Annotated in this window: 13 protein-coding genes; 2 read left to right on the top strand and 11 right to left on the bottom strand. The window is 69.7% G+C overall.

Going from position 1 to position 16,317, the window contains the following annotated elements:
- Positions 1 to 76: 76 nt before the first annotated feature.
- The 9 genes from ACO6VK_RS15845 to ACO6VK_RS15805 form a co-directional block, all read right to left on the bottom strand.
- Positions 77 to 688: a YbhB/YbcL family Raf kinase inhibitor-like protein gene (locus ACO6VK_RS15845; protein WP_422508769.1), complete on the bottom strand. Its 612-nt coding sequence runs from the start codon at positions 686 to 688 to the stop codon at positions 77 to 79.
- Between the two features lie 10 nt (positions 689 to 698).
- On the bottom strand, positions 699 to 2,768 hold the full coding sequence (locus tag ACO6VK_RS15840; RefSeq protein WP_422508767.1) for a tetratricopeptide repeat protein: 2,070 nt from the start codon (positions 2,766 to 2,768) through the stop codon (positions 699 to 701).
- A gap of 85 nt (positions 2,769 to 2,853) precedes the next feature.
- Entirely contained in the window at positions 2,854 to 3,846 is a 993-nt protein-coding gene (locus ACO6VK_RS15835) for a YheT family hydrolase (RefSeq protein ID WP_026070676.1), read from the bottom strand.
- Between the two features lie 57 nt (positions 3,847 to 3,903).
- The gene (locus ACO6VK_RS15830) at positions 3,904 to 4,695 is read right to left on the bottom strand and encodes a lysophospholipid acyltransferase family protein (protein WP_422508765.1); all 792 of its coding nucleotides are present in this window, start codon (positions 4,693 to 4,695) and stop codon (positions 3,904 to 3,906) included.
- 182 nt (positions 4,696 to 4,877) lie between these two features.
- Positions 4,878 to 5,315 carry a hotdog fold thioesterase gene (locus ACO6VK_RS15825; RefSeq protein ID WP_422508763.1) on the bottom strand — a complete coding sequence of 146 codons (438 nt, stop codon included), beginning with the start codon at positions 5,313 to 5,315 and terminating at the stop codon, positions 4,878 to 4,880.
- 26 nt (positions 5,316 to 5,341) lie between these two features.
- Complete coding sequence (locus ACO6VK_RS15820) at positions 5,342 to 7,396, bottom strand: phospholipase D family protein (protein ID WP_422508760.1); 2,055 nt, start codon at positions 7,394 to 7,396, stop codon at positions 5,342 to 5,344.
- Positions 7,393 to 7,947, bottom strand: coding sequence for a YceI family protein (locus ACO6VK_RS15815; protein WP_422508771.1), 555 nt, complete (start codon positions 7,945 to 7,947; stop codon positions 7,393 to 7,395). The genes ACO6VK_RS15820 and ACO6VK_RS15815 overlap by 4 nt, the downstream gene beginning before the upstream one ends.
- Before the next feature lie 42 nt (positions 7,948 to 7,989).
- Positions 7,990 to 8,466, bottom strand: coding sequence for a SixA phosphatase family protein (locus ACO6VK_RS15810; protein ID WP_422508758.1), 477 nt, complete (start codon positions 8,464 to 8,466; stop codon positions 7,990 to 7,992).
- A gap of 15 nt (positions 8,467 to 8,481) precedes the next feature.
- Entirely contained in the window at positions 8,482 to 9,114 is a 633-nt protein-coding gene (locus ACO6VK_RS15805; protein WP_422508756.1) for a ParA family protein, read from the bottom strand.
- A 131-nt stretch (positions 9,115 to 9,245) separates the two neighbouring features.
- Here ACO6VK_RS15805 and ACO6VK_RS15800 point away from each other — a divergent pair, with 131 nt between their 5' ends.
- Positions 9,246 to 10,730: an AAA family ATPase gene (locus tag ACO6VK_RS15800; RefSeq protein WP_422508754.1), complete on the top strand. Its 1,485-nt coding sequence runs from the start codon at positions 9,246 to 9,248 to the stop codon at positions 10,728 to 10,730.
- 13 nt (positions 10,731 to 10,743) lie between these two features.
- Here the strand turns inward: ACO6VK_RS15800 and ACO6VK_RS15795 are convergent, their stop codons facing one another.
- Positions 10,744 to 11,658: an AEC family transporter gene (locus tag ACO6VK_RS15795; protein WP_422508752.1), complete on the bottom strand. Its 915-nt coding sequence runs from the start codon at positions 11,656 to 11,658 to the stop codon at positions 10,744 to 10,746.
- Between the two features lie 89 nt (positions 11,659 to 11,747).
- A complete protein-coding gene (locus ACO6VK_RS15790) occupies positions 11,748 to 12,386 on the bottom strand; it encodes a tetratricopeptide repeat protein (protein ID WP_422508750.1) in 639 nt (212 codons plus the stop codon).
- 158 nt (positions 12,387 to 12,544) lie between these two features.
- Here ACO6VK_RS15790 and ACO6VK_RS15785 point away from each other — a divergent pair, with 158 nt between their 5' ends.
- Complete coding sequence (locus ACO6VK_RS15785) at positions 12,545 to 16,237, top strand: indolepyruvate ferredoxin oxidoreductase family protein (protein WP_422508748.1); 3,693 nt, start codon at positions 12,545 to 12,547, stop codon at positions 16,235 to 16,237.
- Positions 16,238 to 16,317 lie beyond the last annotated feature (80 nt).

The raw sequence follows: 16,317 nt of genomic DNA, 5'->3' as shown, positions 1-16,317 counted from the left end.
TTTGGGCAAAAGGGAGGAGGGGAAAGGGGGGGATGCTGGTTGCACCCCCCCCCCCCCCCCCCCACCGCCCCGGCCGTCAGGCCAGGGCGGGATTGAGCGTGTAGGTCCCGTGCAGCGCCGCTTCGGCCAGGATGTGACCCTGCATCGCACGGTGCACATCGGCGGCGGTGAACGGGGTGGGCAGCGTGAGCTGGGCCACGTCCAGCGCGAACACGCGGAAGAAATACCGGTGCACGCGCTCGTCGTTGAACGGCGGGTACGGGCCGTCGTAGCCCAGGTACTGCCCGGCCATGTCCGGGTTGCCGGCAAACCAGCCGGTGAAGTCGTTCAGGCCCTGGCGTGCGCCGTGCGGACCGGCCGGGGCGACCTTGCCCTTCACGGTGAACCCGTCGCTGCAGCTGCCCTCGGCAAGCTCACGCACGTCGGCGGGGATGTCGGCCATCGCCCAGTGGGTGAAGTCGCCGCGCGGCTGGTCGCGCGGCACGGTGCAGTCGGTGCGGCCGACCGTTTCCGGCACGGTCGGCACGTCCGGGTCGATGCACAGCAGTGCGAACGCGCGCGTGCCGGCCGGGACGTCGTCCCAGGCCAGGTGCGGGTTGCGGTTGCCGGCGAAACCGTCGGCGTCACCCGCCGCGAAGGTCGCGGCGATCGGCTGGCCGTTGATCAGGCTGTTGCTGGTCAGATGCATGTGTCCGTCCTCACTCTTCCGGGTAACCCAGACGCACCGCCACCGGGGTGAGCAGGGCGAACGCGCTGGCCATGATGTCGCGGTAGTGGCGCCAGTGGCCGGCCGGCAGGCGTGCCGGGCCGAGCGTATCGGCCGGCGGGAAGCGCACGCCGAACAGGGTTTCCAGGCGGTGCGCCATCGCGCCGGCATCGTTGCCGATGTCGTCGATGCGCAGCAGCACATGCGGGTACAGGCTCTGCTCATGCAGCGTGGCCACCTGGGCCAGTGCGCGGGCCAGCCATTCGGCCGCCTCGTTGAGCGACTGCACCGCGAACGGTGCCGGGGCGCCGAAGGCCATCCAGTCCAGCAGCATGTCGCGCGGATCGCGCAGCGCCACCAGCAGGCGACCCTCCGGCAGCTGCGGGCGCAGTGCCCACAGCAGGGCGTTGTCCCACCACAGCAGCCAGTCGATCACGGTGCCATCGGCCAGGCCGCGCGTGGCCAGGGTTTCGCGCCACTGCTCCACCAGGCGCTCCGGGCTCAGCTTGCCGGTCGAGAGGTCCTGCAGCGTGTGGTAGCTCTGGAAGGCATCATCGGGCGGGGTCGGGCCGAACCGGTCGCCGCGCAGCACCGGGCTGGCCGCGGCGATGCCGGCAACCACCCGCTCCACGCCCGAGCCCGGGGCGCCCCACACGAACATCGGGCGGGCGCTGACATCGTCGGCAACCGGCGCCAGCTCCGGCCAGCTCAGCGGCGCCTTGGCCTGCGGCGGCAGCGGCAGGCGCTGCGGCGACTGCGCCGCGTGCACGCCCAGCCAGGTGTCGAGCGCGTCGCGGTGCTGGCCGGCACGGTCCTGCACCGCCCCCAGCCACGACCGCAGGCCGTCGCGGGCCTCGGCCGGGGCCTGTTCGATGAACTGCTGGACATGCACCACGGCGGCGGCCGGATCGCGCTTCAGCAGCGCTTCGACGATGCGGGTCTCGCCGCTGGCACGGCCGGGTTCGATCGCGACGATGCGGCGGGCAACCGCCTCGGCACCGTCCCCGTCCTTGGCCATGTCGTGCAGGCGCATGCGCGTTTCCAGCGCCGGCAGATGCACCGGCATCGCCTGCAGCCAGCGTTCGGTGACCGCCACGGCCTCATCGCTGCCCACCGTCTCCACCGACAGGCGTGCCAGCCACAGGTCGTGCACCTCCGGGTGCGATTCCAGCACGGTGTCCAGGTGCTCGCGGGCCTGCTGTTCGCGGCCCAGGCGCTGCCAGCACATCAGCAGCAGCTGCAGCACCTGGCGGTCCGAGGGGGCCTGCTCCAGTGCGGGCAGCAGGTGCTCCAGCGCCTGCAGCGGTTGCCCGGACTGCAGCGCCAGCTCGCCGGCCAGGCGGCGCATGGCCACGCTGTCGCCGCCCGGGGCGGCCAGCATCGGGCCCATCATCGCCGCGGCGCTGTCCACGTGGCCCTGGCGCAGGGCCAGCTGCACGACCAGGCCCTGCAGCGTGGTCAGCGTGGGGTTGAGTTCGAGTACGCGGCGGAACGCCTGTTCGGCGAAGGCCAGCATGTCCTTGCCGAGGTAGGCAAAGCCCAGCGCATACAACACGCGCGAGTCGCCCGGCATGGCTTCGCTGGCGGACGACAGCAGGGCCAGTGCCCGGTCGCCCTCGCCACGGCGCAGCGCCACCATGCCGTTGATGGCGGCCAGTTCGGGGTGGTCTTCCTCGATGCGACCGGCCAGGCGCGCCAGGCGCTCGGCTTCGTCCACATCGTTGCGGCCCAGCGCCAGGTGGGCCTGCATCAGGTAGGCCGACAGTTCGTTGGGGTTGAGCGCGGCGGTGCGGTCCAGCGCCGAGCCGGCCGCCTCGAACTGACGCAGGGCCATCAACAGGCCGGCCTGCATCAGGTGCAGGTCGGCATCGTCCGGGGCCAGCGCCAGCGCCTGCTGCAGGCTTTCCAGGGCCGGTTCGAGCTGATCCTGCTGCTGCAGGGCCAGGGCCAGCAGGCGATGGGCCTGCGGCTGCGTCGGTTCGGCCGCGGTCCACTCGCGGGCCAGCTGCACGGCATCGTCCACCGCGTTGCGGCGCAGGGCTTGAATGATCTTGTCTTGCATGACGGTCCAGCTTGGGGTCAAACCCCGATTGTAGGGTCGCACCGGGGTCGCTGCCGACATTCCGGGCGATCGGCCGGTTCCGGGCTCAGCGCGGCAGCGCTTCCAGACGCAGGCGCTGGGCGACCCAGCGCTCGGAGAAGCCATCGCCGCGCCAGTTCTCCAGGAAGCCGCAATGGCCGCCCCACGGGGCGATTTCCAGGTGGGCGTGGGCCGGCAGGCGCCAGCCGTTGAAGGTGGCGAACGGGATCACCGGGTCGTCCTGCGCCATCAGGATGTCGGCCGGCACTTCCAGCCCGGCCAGGCGGTCGCCGGCAATGGAGTAGCCGTCGAAGTACGCCTGCAGCGAGCCGAAATCGGTGTGGTGCTCGACCAGCCACGCGGTCAGTGCGCGGATGTCCAGCTTGAGCACGCGGTCATCCCAGTCGCTCAGTTCGGGGAACAGGTCGCGCTTGCGGCGCAGCGAACCGGCCCATTTGCGCCGGAAATACCAGTCGTACATCGCCGGGCCGTTCTCGATGCTTTCCATCGTGATCGCCGGGTCCAGCACCGGGCAGACCGAGGCCACGCGCCGCAGCGGCACGCCCGCCGAGGGCGCACGCAGCGCCAGGCGCAGCACGAAGTTGCCGCCCAGCGAGTAGCCTGCCGCCACCAGCGGCAGGGAAGGCCAGCGCCGTGCGATGTCGCCGGCGGCCTGCACCACTTCATCGATGCGGTTGGAGTGGAAGATGCCGGGATTGAGGTGATGGGTATTGCCGTGGTCGCGGAAGTTCAGCCGCACCACGTCGTACCCTTCCTCGAGCATGCGCGCGGCGGTCATGCGCATGTAGCTCGACTCGGCACTGCCTTCCCACCCGTGCAGCAGCAGCGCCATGCCGACCGGCTCGCGGTCGTCGATGCGGCTGTGCCAGCCCTGCAGGCGCACGCCTTCGCCGCCATCCAGGATCAGTTCTTCGGTCACCGCCCCGGTCGCGGCCAGCAGCATCAGGCCGCGTTGCATGCGCATGCGGCTGGAACTGAGCATCGACTGCAGGTGCGGATTGCGCAGCCAACGCGGCGGACGGTAGTCGGCAGCGGTCAACATGGGCGCGAGCCTGCTCCGGCATCCGACGCTGGCGCGTGAAGAAGCGCCATCGCCCTACTCGGCAGTCATGGCCGCCAGGATGCGCGCACGCGAGGTTTCGGCGATGCGGCGACGGCCGTCCAGATCATGGGTGTCGATGGGCGCGAGGAAATGCACCTCGGCCCGGCGTGCGGGTTCGCCCAGCAGGCGCAGAAAGTTGGCGAAGAAACTCTCGCCCGGGCCGAAGGCGACAATCGTCTGCGCATCGCCGTGGCGGCCGTAGCGCAGCGCCACCGGCTGCACCGGCACCTGGGTTTCGACTGCAGCCTGGAAGATGCGCGCATGGAACGGCCCGACATCATGGCCGCCGCGGGTGCGGCCTTCGGGGAACACACCGACGGCGTGGCCCTCGCGCAGCCGGACCGCCATCGCCTGCATCACCCCGCCCAGCGACTCGGTGCTGCCGCGCTGGTGGAAGATGGTCTGGCCGCGTGCGGCGAGCCAGCCGACCACCGGCCACCCGGCGATTTCGCGCTTGGCCACAAAGCCCATCATGCGCTGGCTGTGCAGCATGGAAATATCGACCCAGCTGACGTGGTTGGCCACGAACAGCACCGCGCCCGGCAACGGTTCCCCGATGCGGCGCGTGCGGAAGCCGAAGATCCACATCAGGCCGCCGGACCAGGCATTGACCACCGCATGTTCCAGCGGACGGCCGCCCACGCGCACGCGCCCCCACGGCGGCAGCATGCCGATCAGGGTCAGCGGCAGGAACAGCAACAGGTGGACCAGCAGCAGCGGTACGCGGTACAGGTAGCGGCACACACGCGCCACGCCGCCACGTGGGGCCGGGGTGGGGGAAGTCATCCGCGAACGATACCCGAGCGCCGCAGGCTCTGCCAGCGTGCAGCGGTCAAATCGATGGCAAGCCGGGGCCAGCCGCCGGGCGCGGTCAAGCCATCGCCCATCCACGGCACAACGCCCGCGCCATCAGTGCGCCGGCGCACTGAGCCGGCCGGCGCAACACAGCATCCGCACGGTGCGTGCGATCAGCCCGGGCGCACCGCCGGCACCACGGCCAGGGTCAGCCGCGAGGTGCACACCAGGCGACCCGCGTCGTCTTCGATGCGGATGTCCCATACGTGCGTGCTGCGCCCGACATGCACCGCACGCGCGGTGCCGGTGACGAGGCCGCCGCGCATTGCACGGATGTGGTTGGCATTGATCTCCAGGCCGACGCAGACCTGCTGGGTGGTGTCCACGCACAGATTGCCGGCGCTGCTGCCGAGGGTTTCGGCCAGCACCACCGAGGCGCCGCCATGCAGGATGCCGTACGGCTGGCGGGTGCGTTCGTCCACCGGCATGGTGGCGCTGACCCAGTCGTCGCCGGCGGCGGTGAACACGATGCCCAGATGCTCGATGAGGGTGTTGCGGCTCAGTGCGTTGAGTGCCTCAATGGACACCGCTTCGCGGAATACCTGGGTCATGCCGTGTCTCCGTCAGACGTAAGCGTTCAAAGAATCGGTACCAGCCCCGCGCCGAACGCGGTGAGCATGCGCACCAGCAGCCACTTCGGGCCGACGTTGACCTCGGGGAAGTCGCCCACGGCGGTGTAGCACGCGTGGAAGTTGGCATCCTGGCGGGGCAGCGGCTGCGGGCAGTCCGGGCCGGGCTGGAACTCGTAGTCGGTGGCGTAGCGCCACGGCCAGAAATCCAGCACGGGCAGTGCCTCGGAGGCCTTGCCGACGCTGTAGTTCAGGCCGGACAGCACCGGCGGCTTGGCGCGCGGTGCCACCGTCCAGGAGTTCTTGGGGTCGATGTCGCGCAGGATGCTCTGGGCCAGCTGTTCGGCGAACACCGGGTCGTCGATGATCACCGCGCCTTCGGTGTTGTAGTTCTCGCTGCGCGGGTCGAAGTTGTGCGTGCCGATCACGCCGATGCGGCGGTCCACCACCATCGACTTGGCATGCAGCCCCATGCGCGCGCCGGTGCGGGTGACCGGCAGCGGCTTGTTGACCGCCTTGGTACCCAGGAACGAAGGGCGCGTTTCGGCGCGCAGCACGCGGCGCTCGACCTCGCTGCCATCGGTGCCGCGGCGGCGGCCGCTCGGGCTGCTGTCGCGGGTGCCGGTCCGTCGCGCGGTGATGCTGCGTTCACTGCTGCTATTGCTATTGCTGCTGCCGCTGCTGCCACCGCGTGCGTTGCTGCCGGCCGCGCTGCCGCCGATCAGACTGCTGCGCCGGCCTTCACCGGGCGTGGCTTCGCCCAGCGGCGCCGGCAACAGGTTGCGGTAGTCCACCGGCGCATCCAGCGGGAACGGTTTGAATTCGTAGATGTTGAAGCCCAGCTCGCGCAGGTTGCGGCGTTTGTACTTGTAGGACAGCGCGTACACGATCGGGTTGTCGGTGGCGGCCAGGCTGTTGGTGGACACCACGATGCGCGGCGCCTGCGGCCGCTTGCGCAGCTCGCGGAACAGGTTGCGGGCCGGCTTGGACAGCACCAGGTACGGCGTCTGCAGCAGCACTTCGGACTGGGCGCCGGCAATCAGCGCATCCAGCTGCGGCTCGGTGACATGCTGCCCGTTGGCCGGTTGGCTGGCGCGTTCGCGGCGGTGCTTGCGCGGCAGGTCGGCCACGTACTGGACCGACGCCACCGGCAGCGCGGTGTCGACGAACGTGCGCGCGATGAAAGCCGGGTCGTCGGCTTCGGCACTCACCCGCGCAACCCGCTCCGGGCGCCGGAAATCGGTCGGCGGCATCGCCGGCACGCCCTGCCGCAGCAGGGTGCGGCCGACATCGTTCAGGCGCTCGGCCGGCACGCTGCGCGGCGCGCGCCAGAACGCGTCGAAGTTGGCCGCCATCTCGCGCACCTCGGGGCCGGCGACCACCACGTCGCGGTCGCGGAAGTTGTACTCGGCGTCCCAGTCGTAATAGTCGTCCTGGTAGTTGCGCCCGCCGACCATGCCCAGCGCGTCGTCCACCACCAGCAGCTTGTTGTGCATGCGCTGGTTGAAGCGCCGGAAGCAGCACAGCACGCTGCCGGCGTAGTCGAAGTAGTTCAGCCGCGCCTTGCCGAAGGTCGGGTTGTAGACGCGCAGCTCGAAATTCTGGTGGCTGCCGGCAAGCGCGCCGAGGATCTCCAGGTCGGAGATCGCCGAGAGCTGGTCGATCAGCACCCGCACCTTGACCCCGCGCCGCGCTGCGCCCAGCAGTTCGTCCAGGATCAGCCGGGCGCTGTCGTCCTTGTCGAAGATGTAGGTCTGCAGGTCGATGCTGCGCGAGGCGCTGCGGATCAGATTCAGGCGCGCCACCAGCGAGGCCTCGCCCTCGTCGACGATGGTGGCGTAGTGGCGCGGTGCATCGGGCAGGGACTCGGTGAAGGCCCGCCCGCCCAGCGCGCGCAGCGGCGAATCCAGCGCGCAGCGGTCGGGGCGGTCGCAGTCCACCACCGTGGACCGAGCCTGCACGGCAATGCCGGCCGCGCGGTCGCGCTCCGCGTTGGACAGCGACGCACAGCCGCCGGCCAGCAACAGGGTTGCCAGCAATCCAAGACGCAGCAATAGATTCACGGTTTCGGCGCCTCGCTCAGACGCGCTCGCAATACAAAGGTCACTCGATCACTCAGGGCTAGCTGCCAACTGTCCATGCCATAGCGGCCACGTTGGACGTTGCCGCGGCTGACCACGTCGCAATCATACCCGGCCCGGGGGCATTCGGCCTTTTCCACGCGCAGGGTCTCCGGGTGGCTGACCCCGCGCAGGATCAACCGGCCCTCGATGACCCCGCCCTTGTCGACCACCTCGGGCCAGTACGGCACCGAGTCGAACTCCACCACCGGGTAGCGGTCGGCATCGAAGAACTCGTCGCCGCGCATCCAGCCGGTGTAACGCGGCTTGCCGGGGATCTCCACATAGCGGGTGAACATCCGCAGGTGGACCTGGTGGCGGCCGTCGGACAGCACCTCGATGCGCCCTTCAAAGCGCGGGAACACACCCTCGATGCGCTGCCCCAGCCGGGAACGGATCTCGAACCCGAACCGTGACTGGGCCGTGTCCAGCGCCAGCGAGCGGGCCACCGGCACCGGTGCCGGCGGCTCGGCACAGGCAACCCCGGCGGCCAGCAGGGCCAGCCAGCCCAGTACGGTGCGCACTACCGCCACCGGTTACGGCCACCAGAAGGCGGTCAGGCGCGCGACGCCGGGTTCGATGGAGGCCTCGCGGTCGAAGGCAAGCACCGCGATCCCGGCCGGCGGCATGCCCCGGTAATCGCTGGTGCTGCCCTCGCTCATCAGGGCCACCAGGCGTTCCAGGCCGGGGTTGTGCCCGACCACGAGCAGCCGGTCGACCTCACGCCGGTCATCGATCAACCCGGCCAACGTGCCCGGGGTGGCGTCGTATACGGCATCTTCCAGCCGCTTCTCCACGAAGCCGGTCACGCCCAGCACCGCTTCGAGGGTCTCACGGGTGCGGCGGGCCGGCGAGCACAGCACGCAGTCCGGCAGCAGGTTGTTTTCCTTGAGCCAACGGCCGGCGGCCTCGGCTTCGGCCAGCCCGACCGGCGACAGCGGGCGGTCCAGGTCGGCCTGGCCGGTGCTGGCGGCTTCGGCATGGGCATGGCGCAGCAGAATCAGTTCTCGCATGGGATCTCTTCCGTATCAGGCGTTCTTCAGCCACTTCAACAGCGGCTCCCAGTCACTCTGGTGCTCGCGCACCTGGGCCGAGCGGTAGTCGAACAGACTCCGCCCCAACCCGACCATCACCACATAGCTTTGGCTGTCGCGCAACTGCGCGACCACCTCGTAGGGCCATTCGGACAACATCTGGACGGCCTGCTGGGAGGTCTGCGTCCACGGTTTGGTGCGGTTGAGCACCAGACCCACCGGCAGGCTCCGGTTGTGCACGCGGGGCACCCGCGACAGGCTGTTGAGGAAGCCGACGATGGCTTCGATGTCCAGCGCGGAGGGCAGGACCGGCACCACCACGGCGTCGGCCACGTCCAGGAAATGCGACAGATCATCGGCCAGGGCGCCGGCCGGGGCATCGATGATGACCTGCTCGGTGCCGTCCGGGAGCAGCCGCTCCCACTGCTTCTTGCGATACACGTCGATCGGCAGCACGGCGCTTTCCAGCACCGAGCGGCGCTGCGCCCAGCGGGTGCTGGAGCCCTGCGGGTCGGCATCGGCCAGAACGGTCCGCGTGCCTTCCAATGCCGAATGCGCCGCCAGGTGGGTGGCGACGGTGGTCTTGCCCACCCCGCCCTTGGAACCGGCCACCAGGATCGTCTTCATGCAAGCCTCGCTTCCGGGAAACGTCGCCGCAGCGTACACCGCCGTCCGTGACGGTGATAGTCGCGCGGCTGAACCCCGTGCAGGTCGCGGCGCTTTGCTATCGTTGCCGATCCAATGGACTGCACCCCGGCATGAGCGAGTTACAGGACCTCAGCGCGCTGATCCGCGCCAACACCCCGCTGATCATCATCGAGACCCAGGACGAAGGGCGCGTGGTGGAGCTGTTCCGCCAGACCCTGATGCACGTCTGGCGTGCGCTGCACCGCTGGTCGATCACCGAGGGCCTGCGCCGCATCGACATGGACCGCGAGGACGATCCGGTCGGGCCGCCCGATGCCAGCTCGGCGCTGCAGATGATCCGCCAGGCCGAACAGCGCGGCATCTACCTGCTGCTCGATTTCCATCCCTACCTGGGCTACGCCAGCCACCAGCGCGCGTTGCGCGACCTGATCCAGCGGCGCAACTGCCAGGCCCACGTGCTGGTGCTGATCGGGGCCAAGGTCGAGCTGCCGGCCGAGCTGGAAGCCCTGGCGACGCGTTTCAACCCGCGCCTGCCCGACCTCAACGCACTGCTGAAAATGCTGCGCGAGGAAGCCGAGGCGTATGCCCGCGAGAATGGCGGACGCCGCGTCGAGGTGGACAACGAGGCGGTCAAGAAGATCCTGCACAACCTGCGCGGGCTGAGCATGGTCGATGCCCGGCGCATCGCCCGGCAGCTGATCTTCGCCGATGGCGCGCTCAGCCAGGACGACCTGCCGCAGCTGGCGCGATTGAAGTTCGACCTGCTCAACCGCGCCGGGCACCTGCACTACGAATACGACACCACCCGCTTCGCCGACGTGGCCGGGGCCAACCGGCTCAAGCGCTGGGTCAACCAGCGCCGCCCGGTGTTCCTCGGCGGCACCGGCCCGGCCGGGCTGGACCCGCCCAAGGGCATGCTGCTGCTCGGCGTGCAGGGCTGCGGCAAGTCGATGCTGGCCAAGGCCACGGCGGCCGGCTTCGGCGTGCCGCTGCTGCGCCTGGACTTCGGCAGCCTGTACGACAAGTACCACGGCGAAACCGAGAAGAACCTGCGCGACGCGCTGGCCTCGGCCGAGCAGCTGGCCCCATGCGTGCTGTGGATCGACGAGATCGAGAAGGGCCTGGCCAGCGGTGGCGAGGACGGCGGCGTATCGCGACGGGTGCTGGGCCATCTGCTGACCTGGCTGGCCGAGCGCAAGTCCACGGTGTTCATCGTGGCCACCGCCAACCAGGTGCATGAACTGCCGGCCGAGCTGCTGCGCAAGGGCCGCTTCGACGAGATCTTCTTCATCGACCTGCCCGATGCCAACACGCGGGTGGAGCTGTTGCGCCTGCACCTGGGGCGACGCCAGCTCAACGCGGACGATTTCGCCCTGCCGGCGTTGGCCGCCGCCGCCGAGGGGTTCTCGGGTGCGGAGATCGAGCAGGCCATCGTCGCCGGCCTGTACGCCGCGCACGCCGAAGAGCGCAGCCTGGACACCGACCTGCTGATGGGCGAGATCCGCGGCAGCCGGCCGTTGTCGGTGCTGATGGCCGAGCAGGTGAGCGCCCTGCGCGAGTGGGCCAAGGGCCGCACCGTCAACGCCGACGGGTAGCACGGCGGGGCGCCTATCGCAGCGCCCGCAGCACCCCGACCCACGCCGGCAGGGTCGCCAGCGACAGCACGATGCCGTAACCGACCATCGCCGCCGCCAGGCGGGGCGCCAGCCGGTGCGCGATCGCCAGCGCGGCGGCGGTGATCATGGTCGGCATCGCCGATTCGAGCACGTTGACCTGCAGCATCGCGCCCTGCAGGCCGAACGCCCAGGCGATCGGCAGCGCCAGCGCAGGCATGACCACCAGCTTGAGCAGCAGGCCGATGCCCAGCGGCGCGAGTTCGGCCCGCGACAGCCGCAGCTGGATCGAGAACCCCACCGCCAGCATCACCAGCGGCAGCATCGCATCGGCCAGCTGCTTGAGGCCGGTGGCAATCCACGCCGGCGGCTGCGCCGGCATCAGCAGCAGAGCGAACACCAGCGCCCACAACGGCGGGAAGCGGGCGATCCGCAGCAGCACCTGTGCCGCGGTGGGCGGCCGGTCGCCGCTGTAGCGCGCGATCACGTACAGGCCGAAGGTGGAGAGCAGCACGAAGGTGCCGAACTGGTCGTAGACCACCGCATACGGCAGCGCGGCGTCGCCCAGCAGGGCACGCACCATCGGATAGCCGATGAAACTGGAGTTGGCCAGCGCCACGCAGATCAGCAGCACCGCGTGCACGTCGCGGGCAAAGCCGAACACCCGTGTGGCCAGCGACACCAGCACCCAGGTCGCCAGCATCAGCAGCCACGGCGTGGCCATCAGCCCGACCAGGCTGGCGTCGAGCCGCAGGCGCGGTACGTAGATCAGCACCGCTGCGGGCAGGCACACGTACAGCACGATGCGGTTGAGCACATCGGCGGTGTTGTCCGGCAGCGCGCGCAGGCGCGAGAACGCCATGCCCAGGCCGAGCATGGTCAGGATCAGGGCGAATGCATCGAAAGCCATCGGCGCAGCCTAGCCGATGTGCCCGCGTATTCAGCCTCGACGATGGTCGTAGGGCCGGTGCGCCCCCGCGCACCGGCCCCAGGCGTGGCCTACGGCCAGGTGGGCGGTTTGGCCGCCCACGCCTGCTGGATCTCCACCAGCACCGCCCGCTCGTTGTCGCGCCAGGCCGGCAGCAGCTCGGCGAAGCGCGCGTTGCTGCTCCACAGCTGCGGTTCGGTGCGCACCGCGGCGGCGTACCACTGCACCGCCTCGTCCTTGCGACCCAGCGTCCACAGTGCCAGCGCATAGGTCGGCGGCGCCCACGACGGGTTGCCGCGCAGCCCGGCCTGGGCCGCCGACCACTGTGCCAGCGCCGGTTCGACCTCGCCGAGCCGGAACAGATCCCAGCCGTAGTTCCAGCGGACCGAACGCCCCGGCACCGAACTGGCGGCCGCGTTGCCCAGCGCCTCCTGGTACAGGGTGCGACCGAGATCGGTGCGGCCCTGGCCCATCGCCACGCTGGCCAACTGCACCGTCGCCTCCAGGGCTTTGCGCCCGCGTTCGCGCTGCCGCATCAGCTGGTCGACCAGGGTGCTGCCCTGCCCTTCCACCACTACCATCGGTGCGGCCGCGCTGTCGCTGTCGAAATAAAACTCCTGCAGTGCCGGCAACGGCTGCGCCGCTGCGTTGAATACCGAAGCCCCCACGGCCAGGCACAGCCCGGCCAGCATCTGTCTTGCAACTGCCATTCAAACTCCCCCAGGTTGTCACAACAACCTCCCATCCCGATCCTAACCGCAGCGAGCGCTCCGGCGCGAGTCCCGGGCCTGGACAGGCCCACTGTTACAATCCGCGCCTTTCCGGCCGCGCCTGCGCGACCGTGCCAGCCGACTTTCCCGGGCCAGCCATGACCAGTACCGCCGAACTCACCTCGCCGTCCTCCGCCAACCAGCCCGGTCTGGACGACGGCTACACGCTGGACCACAAGTACACCCGTACCGATGGCCGCATCTACCTGAGCGGGGTGCAGGCGCTGGTACGCCTGCCGTTGATGCAGCGGCTGCGCGACGAGGCCGCCGGGCTGGATACCGCCGGCTTCATCAGCGGCTACCGCGGCAGCCCGCTGGGCGGCTTCGACCTGGAACTGTGGCGGGCGCGGCAGCACCTGGAGGCGGCACGGGTGAAGTTCACCCCCGGCCTCAACGAGGACCTGGGCGCGACGATGGTCTGGGGCACCCAGCAGACCAACCTGTTCCCCGGGGCCAAGGTCCAGGGCGTGTACGGCATGTGGTACGGCAAGGGCCCCGGCGTGGACCGCTGCGGCGACGTGTTCAAGCACGCCAACGCGGCCGGCACCTCGCCGCTGGGTGGCGTGCTGGCGCTGGCCGCCGACGACCATGCCTGCCGCAGTTCGACCCTGCCGCATGGCAGCGAGGACGAGTTCGTCAGCGCGATGATGCCGGTGCTGAACCCGGCCGGCGTGCAGGACATCCTCGACATGGGCCTGCTCGGCTGGGCGATGAGCCGTTACACCGGGCGCTGGATCGGCTTCAAGACCATCGCCGAGACGGTGGAATCCTCGGCCTCGGTGGAGGTCGATCCGTTCGCGCGCCGCATCGTGCTGCCGGAGGACTTCGACATGCCCGCCGGCGGCCTCAACATCCGCTGGCCGGACCCGCCGCTGGACCAGGAAATGCGCCTGCACCGGTATGCGGTGAAGGCGGCCCAGGCGTTCGCACGCGCCAACGGCATCGACCGCATCGTGATGGACTCGGCGCGCGCGCGGCTGGGCATCGTCACCACCGGCAAGAGCTACCTGGACGTGCTGCAGGCGCTGGAGTACCTGGGACTGGACGAACAGGCCTGCGCCGACATCGGCATCCGCGTGTACAAGGTCGGCATGACCTGGCCGCTGGAACCGGTGGGCATCGCGCGCTTCGCCGAAGGGCTGGAAGACATCGTGGTGGTGGAGGAGAAGCGTGCCTTCATCGAGCGCCAGATGAAGGAACAGTTCTACAACTGGCCGGCCAGTGCGGGCCCGCGCCCGTCCATCGTCGGCAAGTACGACGAGCAGGGTGCGTGGATCCTGCCGTCCACCAACGAGCTCACGCCGGCCACCATCGCCGGGGTGATCGGCCGCCGCATCCAGCGTTTCTTCACCAACGAATCGATCGAGCAGCGGCTGCGCTGGATGGATGAAAAGGAAGCCGAGCTCGCGCTGCCGCGCGCCAGCTTCCCGCGCGTGCCGCACTACTGCTCCGGCTGCCCGCACAACACCTCCACCCGTGTACCGGAAGGGTCGCGTGCGCTGGGCGGCATCGGGTGCCATTACATGGTGACCTGGATGGACCGCAGCACCGACACCTTCACCCACATGGGCGGCGAAGGCGTGACGTGGGCCGGGCAGGCGGCGTTCACCGACACCGAACACGTGTTCCAGAACCTCGGTGACGGCACCTACTTCCACAGCGGCTCGCTGGCGATCCGCCAGGCCATCGCCGCCGGCGTCAACATCACCTACAAGATTCTCTACAACGATGCGGTGGCGATGACCGGCGGCCAGCCGGTGGACGGCACCCTGAGCGTGCCGCAGATCGCCCACCAGATGCGTGCCGAAGGCGTGCAGACGATCGTGCTGGTCAGCGATGAGATCGGCAAGTGGAACAAGCGCGAGCTGTTCCCCGACGGCGTGGAGTTCCACGACCGCGCCGAGCTGGACGCGGTGCAGAAGCAGCTGCGGCAGGTGAAGGGCACCAGCATCCTGATCTACGAGCAGACCTGCGCCACCGAGAAGCGCCGCCGCCGCAAGCGCGGCAAGCTGGTCGACCCACCCAAGCGGGTGGTGGTCAATTCGCTGGTGTGCGAAGGCTGCGGCGACTGCGGCAAGAAGAGCTTCTGCGTGTCGGTGCTGCCCAAGGAAACCGAGTTCGGGCGCAAGCGCGACATCGACCAGTCCAACTGCAACAAGGACTACAGCTGCACCACCGGTTTCTGCCCCAGCTTCGTCACCGTGCACGGCGGCAAGCCGCGCAAGGGTGCGCGCAGCGAGCGCAGTGACCTGCTCGCCAACCTGCCCGCGCCGACCTTCCGTACCGCGCTGGAACAGCCCTGGAACATCCTGATCACCGGCGTCGGTGGCACCGGCGTGGTCACCATCGGTGCGCTGCTGGGCATGGCCGGGCACCTGGAAGGCAAGGGCGCCAGCGTGCTCGACCAGACCGGCCTGGCCCAGAAGGGCGGTGCGGTCACCACCCATATCCGTATTGCCCGCACCCCCGAAGACATCCATGCCGTGCGCATCGCCGCCGGTGAAGCCGACCTGGTGGTGGGCTGCGACATGGTGGTGGTCAACGACTACTGGGCACTGTCCAAGGTGCGTGCCGAGCGCTCGCAGGTGGTGCTCAACACCTATGAGGCGATGCCGGGCACCTTTACCACCCGTCCGGACATGCAGTTCCCCGCTGCCGACATCATCGCCGGCATCCGCGTGGCGCTGGGCGGGCGCGAGCCGCTGCTGCTCGATGCCACCCAGCTGGCCACCGCGCTGCTCGGTGACGCGATCGCCGCCAACCTGTTCATCCTTGGCTTTGCCTGGCAGCAGGGGCTGGTGCCGATCTCGTTCGAGGCGCTGATGCGCGCGGTGGAGCTCAACGGCGCGGCCGTCGAGATGAACACGCAGGCCTTCGCCTGGGGCCGTCTGGCGGCGGTGGACCCGCAGGCGGTGCAGCAGGCCGCCGGCCTGGTGCGCAACGGCCACACCGATGCCGAGCGCACGCCGGGCCCGCTGCACGACCTGCCGCCGGGCGAGTGGGAAGGCAACGAGTGGGGCGCCAACGCCGCGCCGCGCAATACCGGGGACGAGCGCGAGCTGCGCGGCCTGCCCGGCCACGGCGGCAGCGCCGATGTGGCGTTCCTGCCGCTGGACGACGCGCGTCTGTCGCGCTCGCTGGATGAGCTGATCGAGCGCCGCGTGCGCTTCCTCACCGACTACCAGGACAGCACCTACGCCGCACGCTACCGCGCGCTGGTGGAGAAGGTGCGCGCGGTGGAGTGGGACAAGGCCGGCAGCACCGCGCTGACCGAGACCGTGGCGCGCTATTACTTCAAGCTGATGGCCTACAAGGACGAGTACGAGGTCGCCCGCCTGTACACCAGCGGCGAGTTCCAGCGCCGGTTGCAGCAGCAGTTCGAGGGTGATTTTGAAGTGCGCTTCCATCTGGCGCCGCCGCTGTTTGCGAAGAAGGACGACCAGGGCCGGCTGATCAAGCAGGAATACGGGCCGTGGATGCTCAAGGCATTCGGGCTGCTGGCCAAGCTGAAGTTCCTGCGCGGCGGCACCTTCGATGTGTTCGGCCGTACTGCAGAACGCCGTGGCGAGCGTCAGCTGATCGCCGACTACGAACAGACCGTGGCACTGCTGCTGGACGGCCTGAGCGACGACCGTGTGGCGCTGGCGGTGGAGATCGCCAGCATCCCCGAGCACATCCGCGGCTACGGGCACGTCAAGGAAGCGCACCTGCACGCGGCCAAGGCCCGCGAAGCCACCCTGCTGGCGCAGTGGCGCAACCCGAGGGCGCTGCACATCGTGCAGGTGGCCTGACGCCGGGTAGAGCCGACCGTTGGTCGGCTTCGCGCGCGGCGCGGGGATTTTGATGCCGGAACGGAGTGCAGCCGACCAAC

Origin of the sequence: Stenotrophomonas sp. GZD-301, assembly GCF_049310345.1 — a bacterium.
Lineage (GTDB): Bacteria > Pseudomonadota > Gammaproteobacteria > Xanthomonadales > Xanthomonadaceae > Stenotrophomonas.
Note: the sequence above shows the minus strand (reverse complement) of the source record. Positions and strands in the feature narration are given on the sequence as shown.

Coding starts and splice junctions, on each gene's coding strand:
- ACO6VK_RS15840 (WP_422508767.1), bottom strand. CDS start 2,768: ATGCAAGACAAGATCATTCAAGCCCTGCGCCGCAACGCGGTGGACGAT.
- ACO6VK_RS15805 (WP_422508756.1), bottom strand. CDS start 9,114: ATGAAGACGATCCTGGTGGCCGGTTCCAAGGGCGGGGTGGGCAAGACC.
- ACO6VK_RS15830 (WP_422508765.1), bottom strand. CDS start 4,695: ATGACTTCCCCCACCCCGGCCCCACGTGGCGGCGTGGCGCGTGTGTGC.
- ACO6VK_RS15795 (WP_422508752.1), bottom strand. CDS start 11,658: ATGGCTTTCGATGCATTCGCCCTGATCCTGACCATGCTCGGCCTGGGC.
- ACO6VK_RS15845 (WP_422508769.1), bottom strand. CDS start 688: ATGCATCTGACCAGCAACAGCCTGATCAACGGCCAGCCGATCGCCGCG.
- ACO6VK_RS15790 (WP_422508750.1), bottom strand. CDS start 12,386: ATGGCAGTTGCAAGACAGATGCTGGCCGGGCTGTGCCTGGCCGTGGGG.
- ACO6VK_RS15825 (WP_422508763.1), bottom strand. CDS start 5,315: ATGACCCAGGTATTCCGCGAAGCGGTGTCCATTGAGGCACTCAACGCA.
- ACO6VK_RS15785 (WP_422508748.1), top strand. CDS start 12,545: ATGACCAGTACCGCCGAACTCACCTCGCCGTCCTCCGCCAACCAGCCC.
- ACO6VK_RS15800 (WP_422508754.1), top strand. CDS start 9,246: ATGAGCGAGTTACAGGACCTCAGCGCGCTGATCCGCGCCAACACCCCG.
- ACO6VK_RS15810 (WP_422508758.1), bottom strand. CDS start 8,466: ATGCGAGAACTGATTCTGCTGCGCCATGCCCATGCCGAAGCCGCCAGC.